Consider the following 16,338-nt stretch of genomic DNA (forward strand, 5'->3'; position numbering starts at 1 on the left):
GAAGCTTCGCGGGGGGAGGGAGACCACGAGCGCCGTCGCTGAACATCACATCCTTTCCACCCCCGCATCCTGCGAGGCCGCCGATGCATGCGCCGTTGTCTCCGTCGCGCCTGACACTCGCCACCGACGGCACCATCGAGGGCTATGCCAGCCTGTTCGGCGAGATCGACCAGGCCCGCGACATGGTGATGCCCGGCGCCTTCACGCAGACGCTGAAGGCGCGGGGCCTGCGAAAAATCCCGATGCTGTTTCAGCACGATCCAGCGGAGCCGGTCGGCGTCTGGCTCGAACTGACAGAGGATTTTCGCGGTTTGCGCGCGCGGGGAAAACTGGTCCCCGACGTGCGCCGCGCGCACGAATTGCTGGCGCTGCTGCGCGCCGGCGCGGTCGATGGGCTGTCGATCGGCTATCGCACCCGGCGCGGCGTGATCGAGCCGCGCACGCGGGTGCGCAAACTGTACCAGGTCGATCTCTGGGAAATCTCCATCGTCACCTTCCCGCTGCTCGACGGCGCCCGCGTTGGCGCGGTGAAGGCGGCGCCGCCGTCGCGGTTGCGCGCGGAGGCTGAGCGCGAATGGGCTTTGATGCAAGGCAAGACTTCGCTCGAGTCGAACGGCGCCGCGGACGTACCGGCGCCGGTCCGAAGCGGCCGCGCGGTGACCACGCTGCGCGGCCGCGCCGGGCGCAAGCAGGCGCTGCAGGGCAGGGCGGAGGCGCGGTGATGTCGAAGTATCAAGATATCTACGAAGCGCACCAGCGCGCCCGCTTCATGCGCCCGGATGCGGCGCGCTATATGCGGCCCGATGCAGCGCGGTTCATCCGCCCCGACGTGGCGCGCTTTCTCAAGCCCGGCACCGACCCGGCCGACGTGTTTCCGGCGCTCGACCGCAAGTATAGTGCGAGCCAAAGGCGTGTGCCTGCGGGAAGGCCGGGCGGCGGGCGATGGACGGATGAGGAGCAGGGTGGTGGGGGAAATGGCAGAAGTATTTCGCCCGCAACGGATGAGGGCTCGCAAAGCGCATACTTAGAAAATCTAAGCTCTGATGATTCGGACGTCTCTGCCTTCTCTGCCTTCTCCAATGATAGTCCATCGGCCGTCTTCGACACCGCTGATTGGACCGACGACGACTTCTTTGAAGAAAGCGAGGACAGCGACCAGCCGCGGACATTTCGTATCGCCGATAACGGGAAACCAATTCTCAATGAATTCGGCGAGCCATATTATCGGCCGGGCGGTCATCACGAATTTCCAAGGAAGATCTATGACAGCTGGGACCTCTCGCCAGAAACCCGACAGGTATTTGAAGAATCAACAACCGGCAGGCTGCCAATAGGGCGTGTCAGCGGTCCTGCGGGCGAAATACGTGGCCATTACTGGGATAGCTATCACCGGGATTATACAGACGGCGTAACGCAACTCAGCAATCGCTTTCTGAAAGAAAACGATATCATGGAAACGCGCCAGATGACGCCGGATCAGGCGAGAGATCTACTGGCTGAGATCAGGAGGTCGGAAGATCCCGCTGTACGAGATTATAACAGAGCGATGCGTTACATTAGCAGGGTCTTCAGATCCGGCTCGGGGCGCGGAAACCAATAGGGCAATATGATGGAGCACTGGGAGGAGTCGAAACCGGATCCGCGCTGGCATGCCATCTATGACGCGGTCGCCGCCATACTCCGAACGCTCGGGACGGAGTACCGGGCTGGTCGAGGCGACTGGTACATTATGGACGAAGATACCGGCCAGCTGACAAACCAGATCGAGCTGCTAAATCTCGATCTGCTACGACCTTCGCTTGTGCAGGCGTTGCAGGCTCTGCTGCTGAATCTCCCGGAATGGACCATTACGGTCCGCGTGGAGGGCTTGACAGCCGACGGGGGCCGGCCGGGAATGGGTCTGTTTATTTACTCTGACAGTATCATCGACGACTTGCGCCGAGAGTTTCTGCCTTCGGAATTCGCTCATATGAGATTTGACTGATATTAAGAATATCATGCGCGCTTCGCATCGGAGCCAAGCGCGGCGCGAATTCCTGCCCGACCTGTTCGCGACCCGATTTTCGGAACAATTTTCACGGAAACCGCCGAGACGGTGGCCGAGCGCGTGCGCAGGCTGATGAAGAAGCCGCCGCGCGACTAGTCCCTCATTCACCCCGATCGAACGCACCGCCCGCGGCATCGCCGCGCGTGGTGCATTCGCTCGCCCTTCACCCGAAGCCCCCCATGAACCAGGAGACCGCCATGGAGTTTGATATCACCGACGCCGCGCCGGAGCACAAGGCCGGCTTTGCCGCCGACCGCGACAGCTATCACGAGCTGCGCCACACCTTTGAGGAGTTCAAGTCGGCCAATGACGAACGCCTGGCCAGGCTGGAGCACGGCCGCGGCGACGTGCTGCTGGAGGAGAAGGTCGACCGCATCAACCGCACCCTCGATGCGCAGCACCGCCGGATGGACGACTTTGCGCTGAAGGCGGCGCGGCCGGCGCTCGACGGCGGCCGGCGCCCGCTCCACGATGCCGCGCACCGCGAGCACAAGAGCGCGTTCGAGGCCTATATCCGCGGCGGCGACGCCGACGGCCTGCGGCAGATCGAGACCAAGGCGATGTCGGTGGGCTCCAGCCCGGACGGCGGCTACCTGGTGCCGGTCGAGCTCGAGCACAGCATCAATCAGCGGCTGCTGCCGATCTCGCCGATCCGCAGCATCGCGTCGGTGCGCGAGATCTCCGGCAGCGTCTACAAGAAGCCGTTCATGACCGCGGGTCCGGCCGCCGGCTGGGTCGGCGAGACCGACGCGCGCGCCCAGACCGCGGCGGGGACGCTGGACGCGCTGTCGTTTCCGGCGATGGAGCTGTACGCCATGCCGGCGGCGACCGCGACGCTGCTCGACGACAGCGCCGTCGATCTCGACCAGTGGATCGCTTCCGAAGTCGAGCTGGTGTTTGCGATGCAGGAGGGCGCCGCCTTCATCAATGGCGACGGCGTCAACAAGCCCCGGGGATTTCTCAACGCCACGACGGTGGCCAATGCGTCGTGGACGTGGGGCAATCTCGGCTATCTCGCTTCCGGCGTCGCCGGCGACTTTCCGGCCAGCAACCCGTCCGACCTGCTGGTGGACCTGATCTATGCGCTGAAGGCGGGCTACCGGCAGAACGGCAATTTCGTCATGAACCGCAAGACCCAGGCCACGGTGCGAAAGTTCAAGGACTCCACCGGCGCCTATCTGTGGCAGCCGCCGTCGCAGGCCGGCGGCCGGGCCACGCTGATGACCTTCCCGCTGGTGGAAGCCGAGGACATGCCGGACGTCGCGGCCAATTCGCTGGCGGTGGCGTTCGGCGATTTCCAGCGCGGCTACCTGATCGTCGACCGCGTCGGCGTCCGCGTGCTGCGCGATCCCTACAGCGCCAAGCCCTATGTGCTGTTCTACACCACCAAGCGCGTCGGCGGCGGCGTGCAGGATTTTGACGCTATCAAGCTCTTGAAGTTCGCGGCGAGCTGAGCGAGGCACGACGCCGTAGGGTGGGTTAGGCGCCCTTCGCGCCGTAACCCACCACCTTGATCACGGCGCCCGCCGGTGGGTTACGCGCTGCGCGCTAACCCACCCTACGGCTTGTTCAAGCGATTTGATATCACGCCGATTTGGCGAACATGGTGAGGACGCCGTCGTCGATATTGATCGCGACCACCTGGGCCGAGCTGAGGCCCTTTTCCTTCAGCGCGGAGGCCGCCTGCGGCAGCGCGTCGAGCGATTTCCGCAGCGACGTCATGTCCTCTTCCTTGCTGCGCGACGCAAAGGCCTCGACCTGCGAGCGCATCTCCGGCTGCAGTTCGCTGAGATCGACCACCTTGATGCTGCGGATGGTCGTGTTCGACTTCGCTGCCGGGGTCTGCGCCTCGGACGGCGCCGCGGCGCCCTGGGCCTGCACGAAAGCGGGCGTGGCGAGCGACAGCGCGGCAACGATGACGGATGTGGTAAACTTGCGCATGAATGTTCCTTTCGATGGGGTGGCGACCCGACCGATAGTCGCGAAGTTTGGTGAGGGTCTGAATCGGACGTGTCCATTCCGTGAAACAATGCGGCTGCAATGCGAGGTCGAAACCGCACAGAATCGCAGGGTGGGTCAGGCGCCCCCCTTGTCCGCCGAAGCCCGCAGGGCGAAGGCGGATCCGCCGTAACCCACCGCCTTGATGGCGACGATGGGCGGTGGGTTACGCGCTTCGCGCTCACCCACCCTGCGGCTTCTCCGTGTGCGGCGCCGCTCACCGGCGTTTTGATACCAATAGTGTTGAATTATAGTCACAGTCACGGAGATAGTGCCGCTGTTTGGCCTGCGTTATGTAGAGTTGAGCAGCGCGCGAATGGTTTCGGGCGTAGGCTTGCGCTGCCGATCGGGGCTGAACGGCCATGCTTGATCTGCACAGGAGAAGCGCCATGCCAGCCTATACCCAGCACCACCGCGCCGAGCCCACCGCGATTTACTGTCCGCATTGCTTCGGCCAGCCGCTGCACATCGACACCGTCGAGCCGGTGTGGAGCGCCGCCCGCATCGACCTGATCTATGCCTGCGAGGATTGCGGCGCCGAAGTCTGCGAGAGCGTGACGCGGCCACGGCACTAAGCCACAGGGTGGGTTCGGCGCACCCTTGTCCGCCGAAGCCCGCAGGGCGAAGGCGGATCCGCCGTAACCCACCATCTTGATGGAGCCGATGGGCGGCGGGTTACGCGCTTCGCGCTAACCCACCCTACGGGTTACCGCCGGCCGATATCATCGCCGCCTTGCTTACTGCGGCTCGCTGGGCCGGTCGCGCTCGTGACTTTCCGCCTCGGCGGCGGCACAGGCGTCCATGCCGTGGCACTTGCTGCGGTAATACCAGGTGCCCGCCGACACCGCGCACAGCAGCACCACAGCGAGCAGCAGCCACCACTTTCGGTCGATGTTCTTCATGGCGTCGTTTCGCTTCCGTTTCCCCGGCGATTCGCGATCGCGAAGCTATTTGATGGCACAGCGCGTCCGGTTTGGGCCAGCTTTCTTGGATCGGGCGAGGTTCCGTCGTTCCGTAGGGTGGGTTAGGCGCTCTTGCGCCGTAACCCACCATCTTCATGGCGATCGACGACGGGCGGCGGGTTACGCGCTTCGCGCTAACCCACCCTACCGCTAGAGCCTCGCGCCCCACGCGCGCACGGTCTGCAGCACCCAGTCCCGGTACAGCGTCAGCGGCGTCACGCCGGTGAGGCCGCCGCAGCCGGCGGCGCTATTCGCGGATGTCGACCAACTGACCACGCCGACCACGACCGCGCGGCCGGATTGCGCTTGCGCCACCGGCGCGCCGGAATCGCCGGTGCAGGCGCCGAGGCCTTCGCGAAGGTTGTTGGTCGCGGGATCGACCAGTCTTATCTGCAACCGGCCGGGCTGGCTGGTGGAAACCAGTTGCGCGGCGCGCACGGTGCCGCCGCTCTTGCCGTCGCCGCGGCGGGTCACGCCGATCCCGGCAACGACAAAGTCTTGCCCGGCGGCGATCGGCTCGCTTGGAATGCCCAATGCGGCGAGCGGTTTCGTCAGCGGTTGCGCAAGTTGCAGCAATGCCACGTCGGCGCTGGCGCGGTGGCTGGCGATGCCCTGCGCATTGAATTGCGGATGCACCGCGACGCGCCTGACGTCGCGCAGCTCCGGCGCGCGTGCCGCGTCGTACAGCACGATCTTGTAGTCGGTACCTGCGCTGATGCAGTGCGCGGCGGTGAGCACGACGTCGGGCGCGATCAGCGCGCCGGAGCAGAACGTGCCGCGCGAGCCGATCACGGTGATGACGGAAGCGCCGAGGCCACTGTCGCTGGCGGGCGCGCCGCCGACCATGGCGGAGGCGGGGGCCGCGGCCTGCGCGGCGGCGATAGCGAACGACACGACAAAATTGCGAAGACGGGGCTGCATCATCGCGCGATGTGAGCCAGCCCGCGCAGATGTTGTCAACACATGCAGGAAAACCCCATGCCCGCCATTCTTCTGGTGCCGCCCTCGGCCGAGCCACTGTCGCTCGCCGAGGCGAAAGCGTTTCTGCGTGTCGAGCACGATGCCGACGACGCGGTGATCGCCGCGCTGGTCGCCGCGGCGCGCGGCCATGTCGAAGCACTGACGCGCCGCGCGCTGCTGCTGCAGAGCTGGCGCGTGTTGCTGGATGCCTGGCCGCGTGACGGCCGCCTGAGCCTGCGGATCGGGCCGCTGCGCGCGGTGCTGGCGGCGCGGACCTTCGATGCCGCAGGGATGCCGCATGCCATCGATGGGCAGAGCTTTGTGGTGAACGCGGCGGCGAACGTCATCGCGTCGCCATGCTGGGCGCTGCCGGCGCCGGGGCGCAGCATCGCGGGCATCGAGCTCGATATCGCATGCGGTTTTGGCGCGACGCCGGCGGATGTGCCGGAGCCGCTGCGCCAGGCCATGCGTATGCTGCTGGCGCACTGGTACGACAACCGCGGCGTGGTGTCGTCGAATGCCGCGCCGCTGCCGATGGGCGTCGCTGCATTGCTCGCGCCGTATCGGGAGCGCTCGCTATGATCGACCCCGGGCGATTGAAGACGCGGCTGATCATCGAGGCCCCGGTCGAGATCGACGACGGCCAGGGCGGGGTGATCCGTTCGTTCGTGACGCAGGCCACGCTATGGGCCGCACTGCTGCCATCCGCCGCGCGGCGCGACGTCGAGGCCGATGCGGATGGCGCAACTGTGCGCGTGCGGATCATCCTGCGCCGTGGCGTGGCGCTGACGCTGCAGCACCGGCTGCGCGACGGCGCGAAGACCTATCGCATCGTCACCTTCCGCGAGGTCGATGACGGCCGCTTTATCGAGATCGAGGCGGAGTTGCGAGTCGCGTAGCGAGGTCCGTTTCCCGGACGCGCTGCGGCACGTCAGGCGATGCCCTTGCATCGCCGCAAGTGCCGCTGCGCAGATCCGGGATCCCGGTCCGTTCGGCGCACCACCAACCGGGGCCCCGGCTCTGCGGCGCACCACGCGGCAAGGGCCGCGCAGTGCACCGCGTCCGGGGAACGTCGGCGTTCAATCTTCAGGAGTTCCCCATGCCCGCTGCCACGGTCGCCTTGCGCGCTGCGATTCATGATGCGCTGATCGCCGACACCGCGCTGGCCGCGGCGCTCGGCGGGCCCCGCGTCTACGACGCGCCGCCGCGCGAGGTCGCGTTTCCCTATGTCACGCTTGGCGACGTCCGCCTCACCGACGCTTCAGCGGACGACGCGCCGGTGCACGAGCATCAGCTGACGCTGCATGCGTGGTCGCGGCAGGGCGGCCACCGCGAGGCGCATGTGATCGCCGGCGCGCTGCTGGCCGCGCTCGACGATGCGCCGCTGACGCCTGACGGCCACCGCCTGGTCAATCTGCGCTTCGCCATCGCCGACATCCGCCGCGAGGCCGATGGCCGCACCTATCACGCCGTGGTGCGGTTTCGCGCCGTCACCGAACCCAACGACTAAGGAGAGCCCCATGGGCGCGCAAAAGGGCAAGGACCTGCTGCTCAAGATCGACAGTGGCGCCGGCTTCGTCACCGTCGCCGGGCTGCGCAGCAAGCGCATCGCGTTCAACGCCGAGATCGTCGATATCACGCACGCGGAATCCGCCGACCGCTGGCGCGAGCTGTTGGCCGGCGCCGGTGTGCGCCGCGCCTCGGTGTCCGGCCGCGGGCTGTTCAAGGACGCCGCCTCCGACGCGCTGGTTCGGCAGGCGTTCTTCGACGGCGCATTGATGTCAGCGCAACTGATCGTGCCGGATTTCGGCGCCATCGCGGGGCCGTTCCAGATCGCCAGCCTGGAATTTGCCGGCGAGCACAACGGCGAAGTGACGTTCGACCTCGCGCTGGAAAGTGCCGGCGCGCTGACCTTTGCGGGGTTGTGATCTTACCCTCCCCTGGAGGGGGAGGGTCGTACCGCATCGCGCGCAGCGCGACGCGGTACGGGGTGGGGTGAATGTTCTGCTCCGCCATCACCGCTGTCACCCCACCCCGGCGTGCCTCACGCTGCGCGTGTTGCACGCCGACCCAGAGCGGGCGCAGTCGCCCGCTTGCCCCCTCCAGGGGAGGGTAAGAAAAAGGATCCTCCCATGCCCAACCTGCATCGCGGCGAGATCGCCGCCGAGATCGGCGGTCGCGCGCGGACGCTGGTGCTGACGCTCGGCGCGCTGGCCGAGCTGGAAGCGGCGTTCGGCGCCGACGATTTGATGGCGCTGGCGGAACGGTTCGGCGCCGGGCGGCTGTCGGCGCGCGATCTCACGCGCATCATCGGCGCCGGGTTGCGCGGCGCCGGCGAGCCGGTCGATGACGACGAGGTCGCGATGATGCGGATCGGCGGCGGCGCCGCGGGCTTCGTGCGCATCGCCGCCCAGCTGATCGCCGCGACCTTCGCCGAACCGCAGGCGCCGCGATGAAACCGTTTCCGTGGGACGAGGCGATGCAATTCGGCTTCGGCGTGCTGCGGCTGTCGCCCCGGGCGTTCTGGGCGATGACGCCGCGCGAACTGGCGCAGGCGGTGATCGCGGTGCGCGGCGCGGCGACGGCGCCGCTCGAGCGCGGCGGGCTCGACGATCTGATGCAGCGGTTTCCCGACCGTGAGGGGAGCGTGACATGACCGATACCGGCAGCGAGCTGCAGGCCACCTCCGACAGACTCGACAGCATCCGGACCAAGACACTCGACCTGACCTCGTCGGTGACGGCGTTCTCCAAGGTGATGACGCAGGCGTTCGCGACGTCGATCGTCGGCGGCAAGCAGTTCGAGGACGTGCTGAAGTCGCTGGCGCTGAAAATGTCGGACCTGGCGCTGAAGGCGGCGTTCAAGCCGATCGAGAACGCGTTCGCCTCCGGCGCGGTGTATCAGGCGCTGTCCGGCCTGTTCGGCGGCAGCGCGCATAATGCGCCCGGCGCGCCGCGCGCCTTTGCCGGCGGCGGCATCAAGCCGTTCGCCTCCGGCGGTGTGATCGGCACGCCGAGCTATTTTCCGCTGATGGATGGCGGTGTGGGCCTCGCCGGCGAGGCCGGCCCCGAAGCCATCATGCCGCTGCAGCGCGGCCCCGACGGCAGACTCGGCGTCGCCGGGCAGGGTGGCAACACCATCCACGTCTCGATCGCCACGCCGGACCTCGACAGCTTCCGCCGCTCGGAAAGCTACGTCACCGGGCAGATCGCGCGCGCGGTGGCGCGCGGGCAAAGAAGTTTGTGAGGCCTTCACCCTCCCCTGGAGGGGGAGGGTCGCTCATGGCGATGCGCAGCATCGCGATGAGCGGGGTGGGGTGACGAACCCATCGATTGCACCCCGGCGCTTCACCCCCCCGTCTCGCATCGCGCTGCGCGCGACTGCTCGCCGACCCAGAGCGGGCGCAGTCGCCCGCTCGACCCCTCCAGGGGAGGGTAAGGGAATCCGCCATGACCGCCTTTCACGAGATCCTGTTTCCGCTCGACATCGCCCTGAAGAGCGCCGGCGGGCCGGAGCGGCGCACCGAGATCGTGTCGTTCGGATCGGGGCGCGAGGCGCGCAATGCGCGCTGGGCGGATTCGCGGCGGCGTTATGATGCCGGCTACGGCATCAAGACGCTGGCGGGGCTGCAAAGCGTCGTCGCGTTCTTCGAGGAACGGCGCGGCCGGCTGCACGGCTTTCGCTGGCGCGACCGGCTCGATCATACGTCGAGCGCGCCGGGCCTGACGCCGTCGCCACTGGATCAGGGCATCGGCATCGGCGACGGCGTGACCTCGGCATTCCCGCTGCTGAAGACCTATGGCGCGGGCTTTGCGCCCTATGCGCGGCCGATCGCCAAGCCGGTCGATGGCAGCGTGCGCATCGCGGTCGGCGGCAGCGAACTCGACGGCGGCGCGTTCGCCTGCGATGCCGCGACGGGAATTGTGACCTTCGCCGCCGGGAATATCCCGGCGCCGGGGGCGGCGATCACCGCGGGTTTTTCGTTCGACGTGCCGGTGCGGTTCGATACCGACTATCTCGAAGTCGATCTGTCGGCCTTCGCCGCCGGCGCGATCCCAAAAATTCCTGTTGTGGAGATCCGGCTGTGAGAGCGATCCCAACGGCATTGCAAACCAGCCTCGACTCCGGCGTCACGACGTTGGCGCAAGCGTGGAAGCTGACGCGGCGCGACGGCGCGGTGATGGGCTTCACCGACCACGATCGCGACCTCGTGATCGACGGCGTGACGTTTCGCGCCGGCACCGGGTTCGGCGCGTCGGAGGCGTCGTCGCGGTTCGATCTGTCGGTGGACGGCGGCGAGATCGCCGGCGCGTTCGACGATGCGACGCTGACCGAAGCGGATCTGGCGGCCGGGCGCTATGACGCCGCCGTCGTCGACACCTGGCTGGTGGACTGGAGCGACGTGTCGCGGCGCGTGCTCACCGCGCGCGGCCGGCTCGGTGAAATCAGACGCGAGGGCGCCGCCTTCACCGCCGAACTGCGCGGCCTCGCAGACCTCCTGTCGCAAGAGAGCGGGCGGCTCTACACCGCGAAATGCGGCGTCGATCTCGGCGATGCCAGATGCCGCGTCGATCTCGGCAATCCCGCCTGGCGCGGCAGCGGCACGGTCGCGGCGCTGGCGGGCACCTCGATGTTCACCGCCGATGGCCTCGGCGCCCATGCCGACGGGCTGTTCAGCGCCGGCCGGCTGGACTGGACCGGCGGCGCCAATGCCGGCCTCGCCGTCGAGATCAAGCAGCACCGCGTCGTATCCGGCGAGATCCGGCTGACGCTGTGGCAGGCGATGCCGGAGCCGATCGCGCCGGGCGATGCGTTCGCGGTCCGCGCCGGCTGCGACAAGCGCTTCGCGACCTGCCGCGACCGTTTTGGCAACGCCGACAATTTTCGCGGCTTCCCGCAGATCCCCGGCAACGATTTTGTCATGAGCTATCCGACGCCGGGAACGGTGGCCGGCGACGACAGTGTCGATCGCGGGTTCTTCACCTTGTGATGGATGATGTTGTTGTTCGTCATGGCGAGGTGCTATGGCGCCAGCTACCTCCATGGAGTCGCTTTAACTGCCGCGGAGTTCAGTACCTCTGATCGAGCTTGGCGGCGTTCCATACTGCTCAGCGGAAGCCCTGTGTAGGTGGCGATTTGTGGCGGTCGCGCCGCGCTTTCGGCGGCGGCGAAGCCGCCGCGCAGAGCTTCGGCTGAGAGGGACTCGCGGGCTCCCGAAAGGTAGGACTTGCCCTTGCTGCCGCCTGCCGAACATGCAACCTTTAGCTGATTTTCTCAGCCTTTACGGAGGCACCCGTGGCACGGGTTCTGGTGATCGATGACGACCCTGCGATTCTCGCGACGATCGATATCGTGCTCAAGCGTGCCGGGCATGACGTCGTTCTCGCCAATGGCGGGCAAAAAGGCCTGCAACTGTTCGGGGCCGGCCAGTTTGATCTGCTGGTCGTCGATATTTTCATGCCCAATATGGATGGGCTGGAGATGATCAGCCTTGTGCGTAAACATCGACCGGGGACGCCGATCATCGTCATCTCCGGCTACTACGCTGGGCAAGCGATCGGGCAGAAGCCGGACTTCCTCCACATGGCAACCAGGCTGGGAGCGGTCTACAGCCTGCAAAAGCCTTTCCGGCCGGCCGAGCTCGCGACGGCGGTTGCGGGGTGCCTCCTAGATTCGACCGGCGTACCGAATCCGTCGGATACCACACAAGAAGCCGCATCTTCCAGGCCCTGAAATTACTTTGAGTTCGTCCGCGTCACTCTCCGATTGCCGGAATTCGCTGAGGAAACTGGGCTGCACTCATGAAGCTCTCAACCAAACTGACAATCGCGATGGTCGCGCTGGTCACTGCCACTGCGACCGCAGTGGGACTCCTAACTTATCGCACTCTCGAAGATGCCATTCTGCCGCGTGCGCTGGAGCGTACCGAAACCCACGCCCGCCTGGTTGCGTCTGAACTTGATTCCTATGTGCGCGGTGCGCGCGCCGATATCGACGGCTTTCGTGTGGCGGTAGCCCTGAACGGGATTGTCAGGGCGCATTTTGCCGGTGGCGTCGACCCGGTCGATGGCACCACCCTCGCCATGTGGCGCGACCGCATGGCGTCGCGATTTGTAACGGAACTCCGATCCAAACCTGCCTATTCGCAGTTTCGCGTCATCGGATTCGACAATAGCGGGCGGGAAATCCTGCGCGTCGACCATGGTGGGCCTGACGGCACGATCCGGATCGTCCCGCAGGCGGAGCTCCAGAGCAAGGGCAATCGCGATTACTTCACGGAAACGGCCAGGCTGAAGCCGGGAGAGATCTATGTTTCACGGATCGACCTCAACCAGGAGAATGGCGTCATCGAGACGCCCCATGTCCCGACGCTCCGCGTCGCCATGCCGATATTCGCCACCGATGGCCGCCCGTTCGGGATCGTGATCATCAACGTCGATATGCGGCCGGCTTTCGATCGTGTTCGGGCGGAGGGACGGCCGGGCGGCGCGATTTACGCCGTCAACAATCGCGGCGACTATATTGTCCACCCCGACCGGCGCCGCGAATTTGGCTCCGAACTTGGAATGCCCACACGTTGGCAAGGCGATCTTCCGGAGCTTGCGATGCCGCTGGGTTCCGTGGAGTCGCTATCGCGCACCATACGAGACGACGCCGGGGCTCGCGGGGGAGCCGCGCTGGTCACCGTAAGGCCCGCGGCCGGCGAACCGATTGCCGTCATCGAAACCGTTCCCAACGCCGTTTGGATGGCGCCCGCCAACGCCGTGCAGCGATCGACCCTGCTCGTCGGACTGGCCGCCATACTTTGCGCGGGGACGCTTGCCGCGTTGATCGCGCGGTCGCTCACCAAGCCCCTCGTCCAAATGACTCACGCCGTGGAGGGAATCAGTAATGGCGGCCGCAGCATCAACGTGCCTGCCAGCATCGGCGGCGAGGTCGGTGTGCTCGCGCGTGCCTTTGCGCGCGTGGTTGATGAACTGCAAGAAAAAGCCAAGGCCTTCGAGCGCGAGGTCGAAGGCCATCGGCAGACTGAAGCCGCACGAGAGCGATACGAGCTGCAGCTGCAGTTGTTCGGCTCCGCCGTAGAATCCTCGAATGACGCTATCGTGACCAAGACGCTCGACGGCGTCATCACCGGATGGAACGCCGCGGCCGAACGGCTGTTCGGTTTCACGGCAAGCGAAGCCATCGGTAACAGCATCGACATCATCATCCCCGAAGAACGGCGCGGGGACGAGCGTGAGATCATCGAGCGGATCCGCCGGGGCGAAGCAGTCGATCTCCACGAGACGATCCGCCTTGCAAAAGACAGAACCCCGATCCAGCTGTCCCTCAGCGTTTCGCCGATCAAATCACGCGACGGCACCATCATTGGCGCAACCAAGATTGCGCGCGATATCCGAGAGATCAGAAAGACGCAGCTCGCCCTTCGACAAGAGACCGAGGAGCGTCGACGTATCTTCGAGACATCGCAGGATTTGATCCTGGTCACCGATCCGAAAGGCAATTTCGTCCAGGTAAGTCCGAGCTCTGCATCGATCCTGGGTTATCGCCCCGACGAAATGATCGGCCATAGCGCCGTCGATTTTCTCTATCCCGACGATTTGGAAAGTACCCGCAGTAATATGCGGTTGGCGCGTAACGGACACGCCTTGCGCAGCTTCGTCACGCGTTACGTTCACAAGGACGGAAAAGTCATTGTCCTGACGTGGATGGGAACGTGGTCGGAGCCGGTCAAGCGTCACTTCTTTATTGGCCGCGACATGACAGAGATCCATCGGGCTCAGGATGCGCTGCAGGAAAGCGAGCGGATGGCACGCGGAATTATCGAAACCGCGCTCGATGCCTTCGTGCAAATGGACGAGGTCGGCATCATTCTCGACTGGAACTCGCAAGCGGAGGAAATCTTCGGATGGTCGCGGGCGGAAGCGATCGGGCAGACTCTCGGCGAACTTATCGTCCCCGAAGCCCATCGCGCCCATCATCGGGATGGCCTTCAGCGTTTTCTTGAAACGGGACAGGGCCCGATCCTTGGGAGCCGCTTCGAGATGGACGCGCAACGGCGGGACGGCACGGAGGTCAAGGTCGAACTCAGCGTGACGGCATTCCAGCGGCGCGGCGGGCATGTCTTCAATGGCTTTATTCGCGATCTGACCGACAAGATCGCGGCGGAGAACCATATCCGGCAAGCCCAAAAAATGGAGGCTGTCGGCCAGCTCACGGGTGGCGTCGCCCATGACTTCAACAACATTCTGACCGTCATCACGGGCACCATAGAAATCCTCGCCGAAGGCGTGGCCGATCGTCCCAACCTTGTCGGCATCACGCAGATGATCGACGACGCCGCTGAACGCGGCGCGGAGCTGACGCGTCATCTGCTTGCATTTGCACGGAAGCAGCCGCTGCAGCCGCGTGATACCGACGTCAACACCTTGATCCTGAATGCAACCAAACTGCTGCGGCCGACGCTCGGTGAGCAGGTCGAGATTGAAACAATTCTCGCGGACGACCCTTGGCTGGCCTTTGTCGATCCCAACCAGCTCACGACGGCAATCCTTAACCTCGCGCTGAATGCGCGCGATGCCATGCCGCAGGGTGGAAAGTTGATCGTTGAGACCATCAACAGCGCTCTGGACGAAGGCTACGCGGGCCAGCATAGCGAGGTAAATCCGGGCCAGTATGTCCTGATTGCGATCAGCGACACCGGCACCGGTATTCCGGCCAATCTGCTGGACAAGGTGTTCGAGCCGTTCTTCACGACCAAGGACATCGGCAAAGGGACCGGGCTCGGCCTGAGCATGGTCTACGGGTTCGTCAAACAGTCGGAAGGGCACATCAAGGTTTACAGCGAGGAAGGACACGGCACGACGATCAAACTCTACCTGCCGAGGAGCAAGGAGCTTTCGCAGGGACGGGTCGATGTTGCCCCACCGGAGAAGGCCGTGGGTGGAAACGAACTGATCCTCGTTGTCGAAGATGACCTTCTTGTTCGCAACTACGTGATCACCCAGGTGCGAAGCTTGGGTTATCGCACGCTGTCTGCCGCCAACGCGAACGAAGCGCTTCGCGCCATCCACGGAGATCCGACGATCGATTTGCTGTTTACCGATGTGATCATGCCGGGCGCCATGAATGGCCGCCAACTGGTGGATGAGGTCCGCAGGCTACATAGCGGCTTCAAGGTTCTCTACACCTCGGGCTATACGGAAAACGCCATCGTTCATCATGGCAGGCTCGACGCGGGCGTGCTGCTGCTTGCAAAGCCCTACCGCAAGGCGGACCTCGCGCGGATGATTCGACTGGCCCTGGAGGGAGAGGGCGCTCCCAATTGACCGGAGCCGAAGCCTCCGGATCAGAGAGCTCCGCCCATGAAAATGCGAATCAGGTCCGCGGTATTTTTGGCGCCAATTTTTTCCATCATGCGGGCGCGATGAAATTCGACGGTGCGCGGGCTGATTCCGAGTTGGCGGGCAGCTTCCTTGTTCGAGGCACCGGCAGCCAATTGGGTCAGCACCTCGCTCTCCCGCCGCGTCAGCGGCTCGCGGCCCGGCAGGTGAAGCCGCGTCGGTGCCGAGAGCGGACCGCTTGTCTGCCGTCGCGCGAATGCGTCGATGGCATCGCGCGCTTTTTCGATCACCACGCTGCCGCGAAACGGCTTTTCGATGAAATCGAGCGCTCCGTTTTTGATTGCGTCTACCGCCATACCGATATCGCCCTGGCCAGACATGATGAGGATCGGCGCCGGATAGTCGTCGGCGTTGAGCTCTTTCAGAATATCGAGCCCCGACTTTCCGGGGATGTGGACGTCGAGGATAATGCAGCTGGGTGTCTTCTCTTTGGCCGTTGCCAGAAGCGCCGCGCCGTCAGCAAAACAGACCACCTGATAGCCTCCGGCCAAGAAGACGGTCGTCAGCGTTTTACGTATGGCCGGGTCGTCGTCCACGACATAGATCTCGGCACCGTCTCCTCCCGCAAAGCCCATTTCGTTTCGATCTCCAACTGCCCACTGAGGCCCCGTAATTGTACGGATAGCAATTTTAGGTTGCGGGTAGTTTAACCGGCCTAACAGTGTCAGCGAAGGAGCCTCCCATGCAAGATGCATCCAGCAGGATTGAGGATCAGGGTCCGGACCGGTGGGAGATGACGGATTCCGCCGTCAGCGACCGGAGAGCAGCGACAGTTAGCCAAATTAGGCCCCGCGGCCTGAACGATCCCGCCGATGAAGTCGTGATTCTGGACGATTTTCCGCCCCGCCTGGGGCTTGGGGAATCGAGACTCTGTGACCGTGATTTGGATCTTGTCGAGGCGCTGCTCGCTGTTCTTGAAGCTGGACGGATCGGCAACCCGGTTAAGCCGGTCAGGATTCCGGTC

General features: G+C 65.1%; 21 protein-coding genes. 17 read left to right on the forward strand and 4 right to left on the reverse strand.

The genetic code is table 11. The features are described 5' to 3' along the window. Positions 1 to 83: 83 nt before the first annotated feature. The 4 genes from JWR89_RS13160 (at position 84) to JWR89_RS13175 (ending at position 3,501) form a co-directional block, all read left to right on the forward strand. Positions 84 to 722 carry an HK97 family phage prohead protease gene (locus tag JWR89_RS13160; RefSeq protein ID WP_299716809.1) on the forward strand — a complete coding sequence of 213 codons (639 nt, stop codon included), beginning with the start codon at positions 84 to 86 and terminating at the stop codon, positions 720 to 722. Then, positions 722 to 1,600: a hypothetical protein gene (locus JWR89_RS13165; protein ID WP_299716812.1), complete on the forward strand. Its 879-nt coding sequence runs from the start codon at positions 722 to 724 to the stop codon at positions 1,598 to 1,600. Before JWR89_RS13160 ends, JWR89_RS13165 begins: the two co-directional genes overlap by 1 nt. A gap of 6 nt (positions 1,601 to 1,606) precedes the next feature. Then, positions 1,607 to 1,984: a hypothetical protein gene (locus JWR89_RS13170; protein WP_299716815.1), complete on the forward strand. Its 378-nt coding sequence runs from the start codon at positions 1,607 to 1,609 to the stop codon at positions 1,982 to 1,984. 260 nt (positions 1,985 to 2,244) lie between these two features. Next, positions 2,245 to 3,501, forward strand: a complete 1,257-nt coding sequence (locus JWR89_RS13175) for a phage major capsid protein (RefSeq protein WP_299716818.1) — start codon at positions 2,245 to 2,247, stop codon at positions 3,499 to 3,501. Between the two features lie 130 nt (positions 3,502 to 3,631). Here JWR89_RS13175 and JWR89_RS13180 read toward each other — a convergent pair whose 3' ends face one another. Next, positions 3,632 to 3,988: a hypothetical protein gene (locus tag JWR89_RS13180; protein ID WP_299716821.1), complete on the reverse strand. Its 357-nt coding sequence runs from the start codon at positions 3,986 to 3,988 to the stop codon at positions 3,632 to 3,634. 446 nt (positions 3,989 to 4,434) lie between these two features. Here JWR89_RS13180 and JWR89_RS13185 point away from each other — a divergent pair, with 446 nt between their 5' ends. Continuing rightward, positions 4,435 to 4,620, forward strand: a complete 186-nt coding sequence (locus JWR89_RS13185; protein ID WP_299716824.1) for a hypothetical protein — start codon at positions 4,435 to 4,437, stop codon at positions 4,618 to 4,620. A gap of 162 nt (positions 4,621 to 4,782) precedes the next feature. On the opposite strand, the gene JWR89_RS13190 is transcribed toward JWR89_RS13185, so the two are convergent. Both JWR89_RS13190 and JWR89_RS13195 read right to left on the reverse strand, forming a co-directional pair. Beyond that, positions 4,783 to 4,947: a hypothetical protein gene (locus JWR89_RS13190; RefSeq protein ID WP_299716827.1), complete on the reverse strand. Its 165-nt coding sequence runs from the start codon at positions 4,945 to 4,947 to the stop codon at positions 4,783 to 4,785. 210 nt (positions 4,948 to 5,157) lie between these two features. Continuing rightward, positions 5,158 to 5,928 carry a trypsin-like serine protease gene (locus JWR89_RS13195; RefSeq protein ID WP_299716864.1) on the reverse strand — a complete coding sequence of 257 codons (771 nt, stop codon included), beginning with the start codon at positions 5,926 to 5,928 and terminating at the stop codon, positions 5,158 to 5,160. A 57-nt stretch (positions 5,929 to 5,985) separates the two neighbouring features. Here JWR89_RS13195 and JWR89_RS13200 point away from each other — a divergent pair, with 57 nt between their 5' ends. The 11 genes from JWR89_RS13200 to JWR89_RS13250 all read left to right on the forward strand — a co-directional run bounded on the left by JWR89_RS13200 (position 5,986) and on the right by JWR89_RS13250 (position 15,299). Further along, complete coding sequence (locus tag JWR89_RS13200; RefSeq protein ID WP_299716830.1) at positions 5,986 to 6,549, forward strand: head-tail connector protein; 564 nt, start codon at positions 5,986 to 5,988, stop codon at positions 6,547 to 6,549. Continuing rightward, entirely contained in the window at positions 6,546 to 6,866 is a 321-nt protein-coding gene (locus JWR89_RS13205) for a head-tail adaptor protein (RefSeq protein WP_299716833.1), read from the forward strand. The genes JWR89_RS13200 and JWR89_RS13205 overlap by 4 nt, the downstream gene beginning before the upstream one ends. 200 nt (positions 6,867 to 7,066) lie before the next feature. Then, positions 7,067 to 7,477, forward strand: a complete 411-nt coding sequence (locus JWR89_RS13210) for a DUF3168 domain-containing protein (protein WP_299716836.1) — start codon at positions 7,067 to 7,069, stop codon at positions 7,475 to 7,477. 10 nt (positions 7,478 to 7,487) lie between these two features. Beyond that, complete coding sequence (locus JWR89_RS13215; protein WP_299716839.1) at positions 7,488 to 7,895, forward strand: phage major tail protein, TP901-1 family; 408 nt, start codon at positions 7,488 to 7,490, stop codon at positions 7,893 to 7,895. Between the two features lie 204 nt (positions 7,896 to 8,099). Then, positions 8,100 to 8,423 (forward strand): gene transfer agent family protein, encoded by a 324-nt coding sequence (locus tag JWR89_RS13220; protein WP_299716841.1) that lies wholly within the window; start codon positions 8,100 to 8,102, stop codon positions 8,421 to 8,423. Then, the gene (locus JWR89_RS13225; protein ID WP_299716844.1) at positions 8,420 to 8,623 is read left to right on the forward strand and encodes a rcc01693 family protein; all 204 of its coding nucleotides are present in this window, start codon (positions 8,420 to 8,422) and stop codon (positions 8,621 to 8,623) included. The genes JWR89_RS13220 and JWR89_RS13225 overlap by 4 nt, the downstream gene beginning before the upstream one ends. Then, positions 8,620 to 9,213 (forward strand): phage tail tape measure protein, encoded by a 594-nt coding sequence (locus JWR89_RS13230; protein WP_299716847.1) that lies wholly within the window; start codon positions 8,620 to 8,622, stop codon positions 9,211 to 9,213. The genes JWR89_RS13225 and JWR89_RS13230 overlap by 4 nt, the downstream gene beginning before the upstream one ends. A 203-nt stretch (positions 9,214 to 9,416) precedes the next feature. Further along, on the forward strand, positions 9,417 to 10,055 hold the full coding sequence (locus JWR89_RS13235) for a DUF2460 domain-containing protein (protein ID WP_299716850.1): 639 nt from the start codon (positions 9,417 to 9,419) through the stop codon (positions 10,053 to 10,055). Beyond that, positions 10,052 to 10,957, forward strand: coding sequence for a DUF2163 domain-containing protein (locus JWR89_RS13240; RefSeq protein ID WP_299716853.1), 906 nt, complete (start codon positions 10,052 to 10,054; stop codon positions 10,955 to 10,957). Before JWR89_RS13235 ends, JWR89_RS13240 begins: the two co-directional genes overlap by 4 nt. A gap of 305 nt (positions 10,958 to 11,262) precedes the next feature. After that, positions 11,263 to 11,700 (forward strand): response regulator, encoded by a 438-nt coding sequence (locus tag JWR89_RS13245; RefSeq protein ID WP_299716856.1) that lies wholly within the window; start codon positions 11,263 to 11,265, stop codon positions 11,698 to 11,700. 68 nt (positions 11,701 to 11,768) lie between these two features. Then, positions 11,769 to 15,299, forward strand: coding sequence for a PAS domain S-box protein (locus JWR89_RS13250; protein WP_299716858.1), 3,531 nt, complete (start codon positions 11,769 to 11,771; stop codon positions 15,297 to 15,299). 20 nt (positions 15,300 to 15,319) lie between these two features. On the opposite strand, the gene JWR89_RS13255 is transcribed toward JWR89_RS13250, so the two are convergent. After that, positions 15,320 to 15,949, reverse strand: a complete 630-nt coding sequence (locus tag JWR89_RS13255) for a response regulator (protein ID WP_299716860.1) — start codon at positions 15,947 to 15,949, stop codon at positions 15,320 to 15,322. Positions 15,950 to 16,056: 107 nt separating this feature from the next. Here JWR89_RS13255 and JWR89_RS13260 point away from each other — a divergent pair. Continuing rightward, positions 16,057 to 16,338, forward strand: a 282-nt coding sequence (locus JWR89_RS13260) for a hypothetical protein (RefSeq protein ID WP_299716862.1), incomplete at its 3' end; no start/stop codon positions are given.

This window comes from Tardiphaga sp., from assembly GCF_028290785.1.
In the GTDB taxonomy this organism is placed as follows: Bacteria; Pseudomonadota; Alphaproteobacteria; order Rhizobiales; family Xanthobacteraceae; genus Tardiphaga.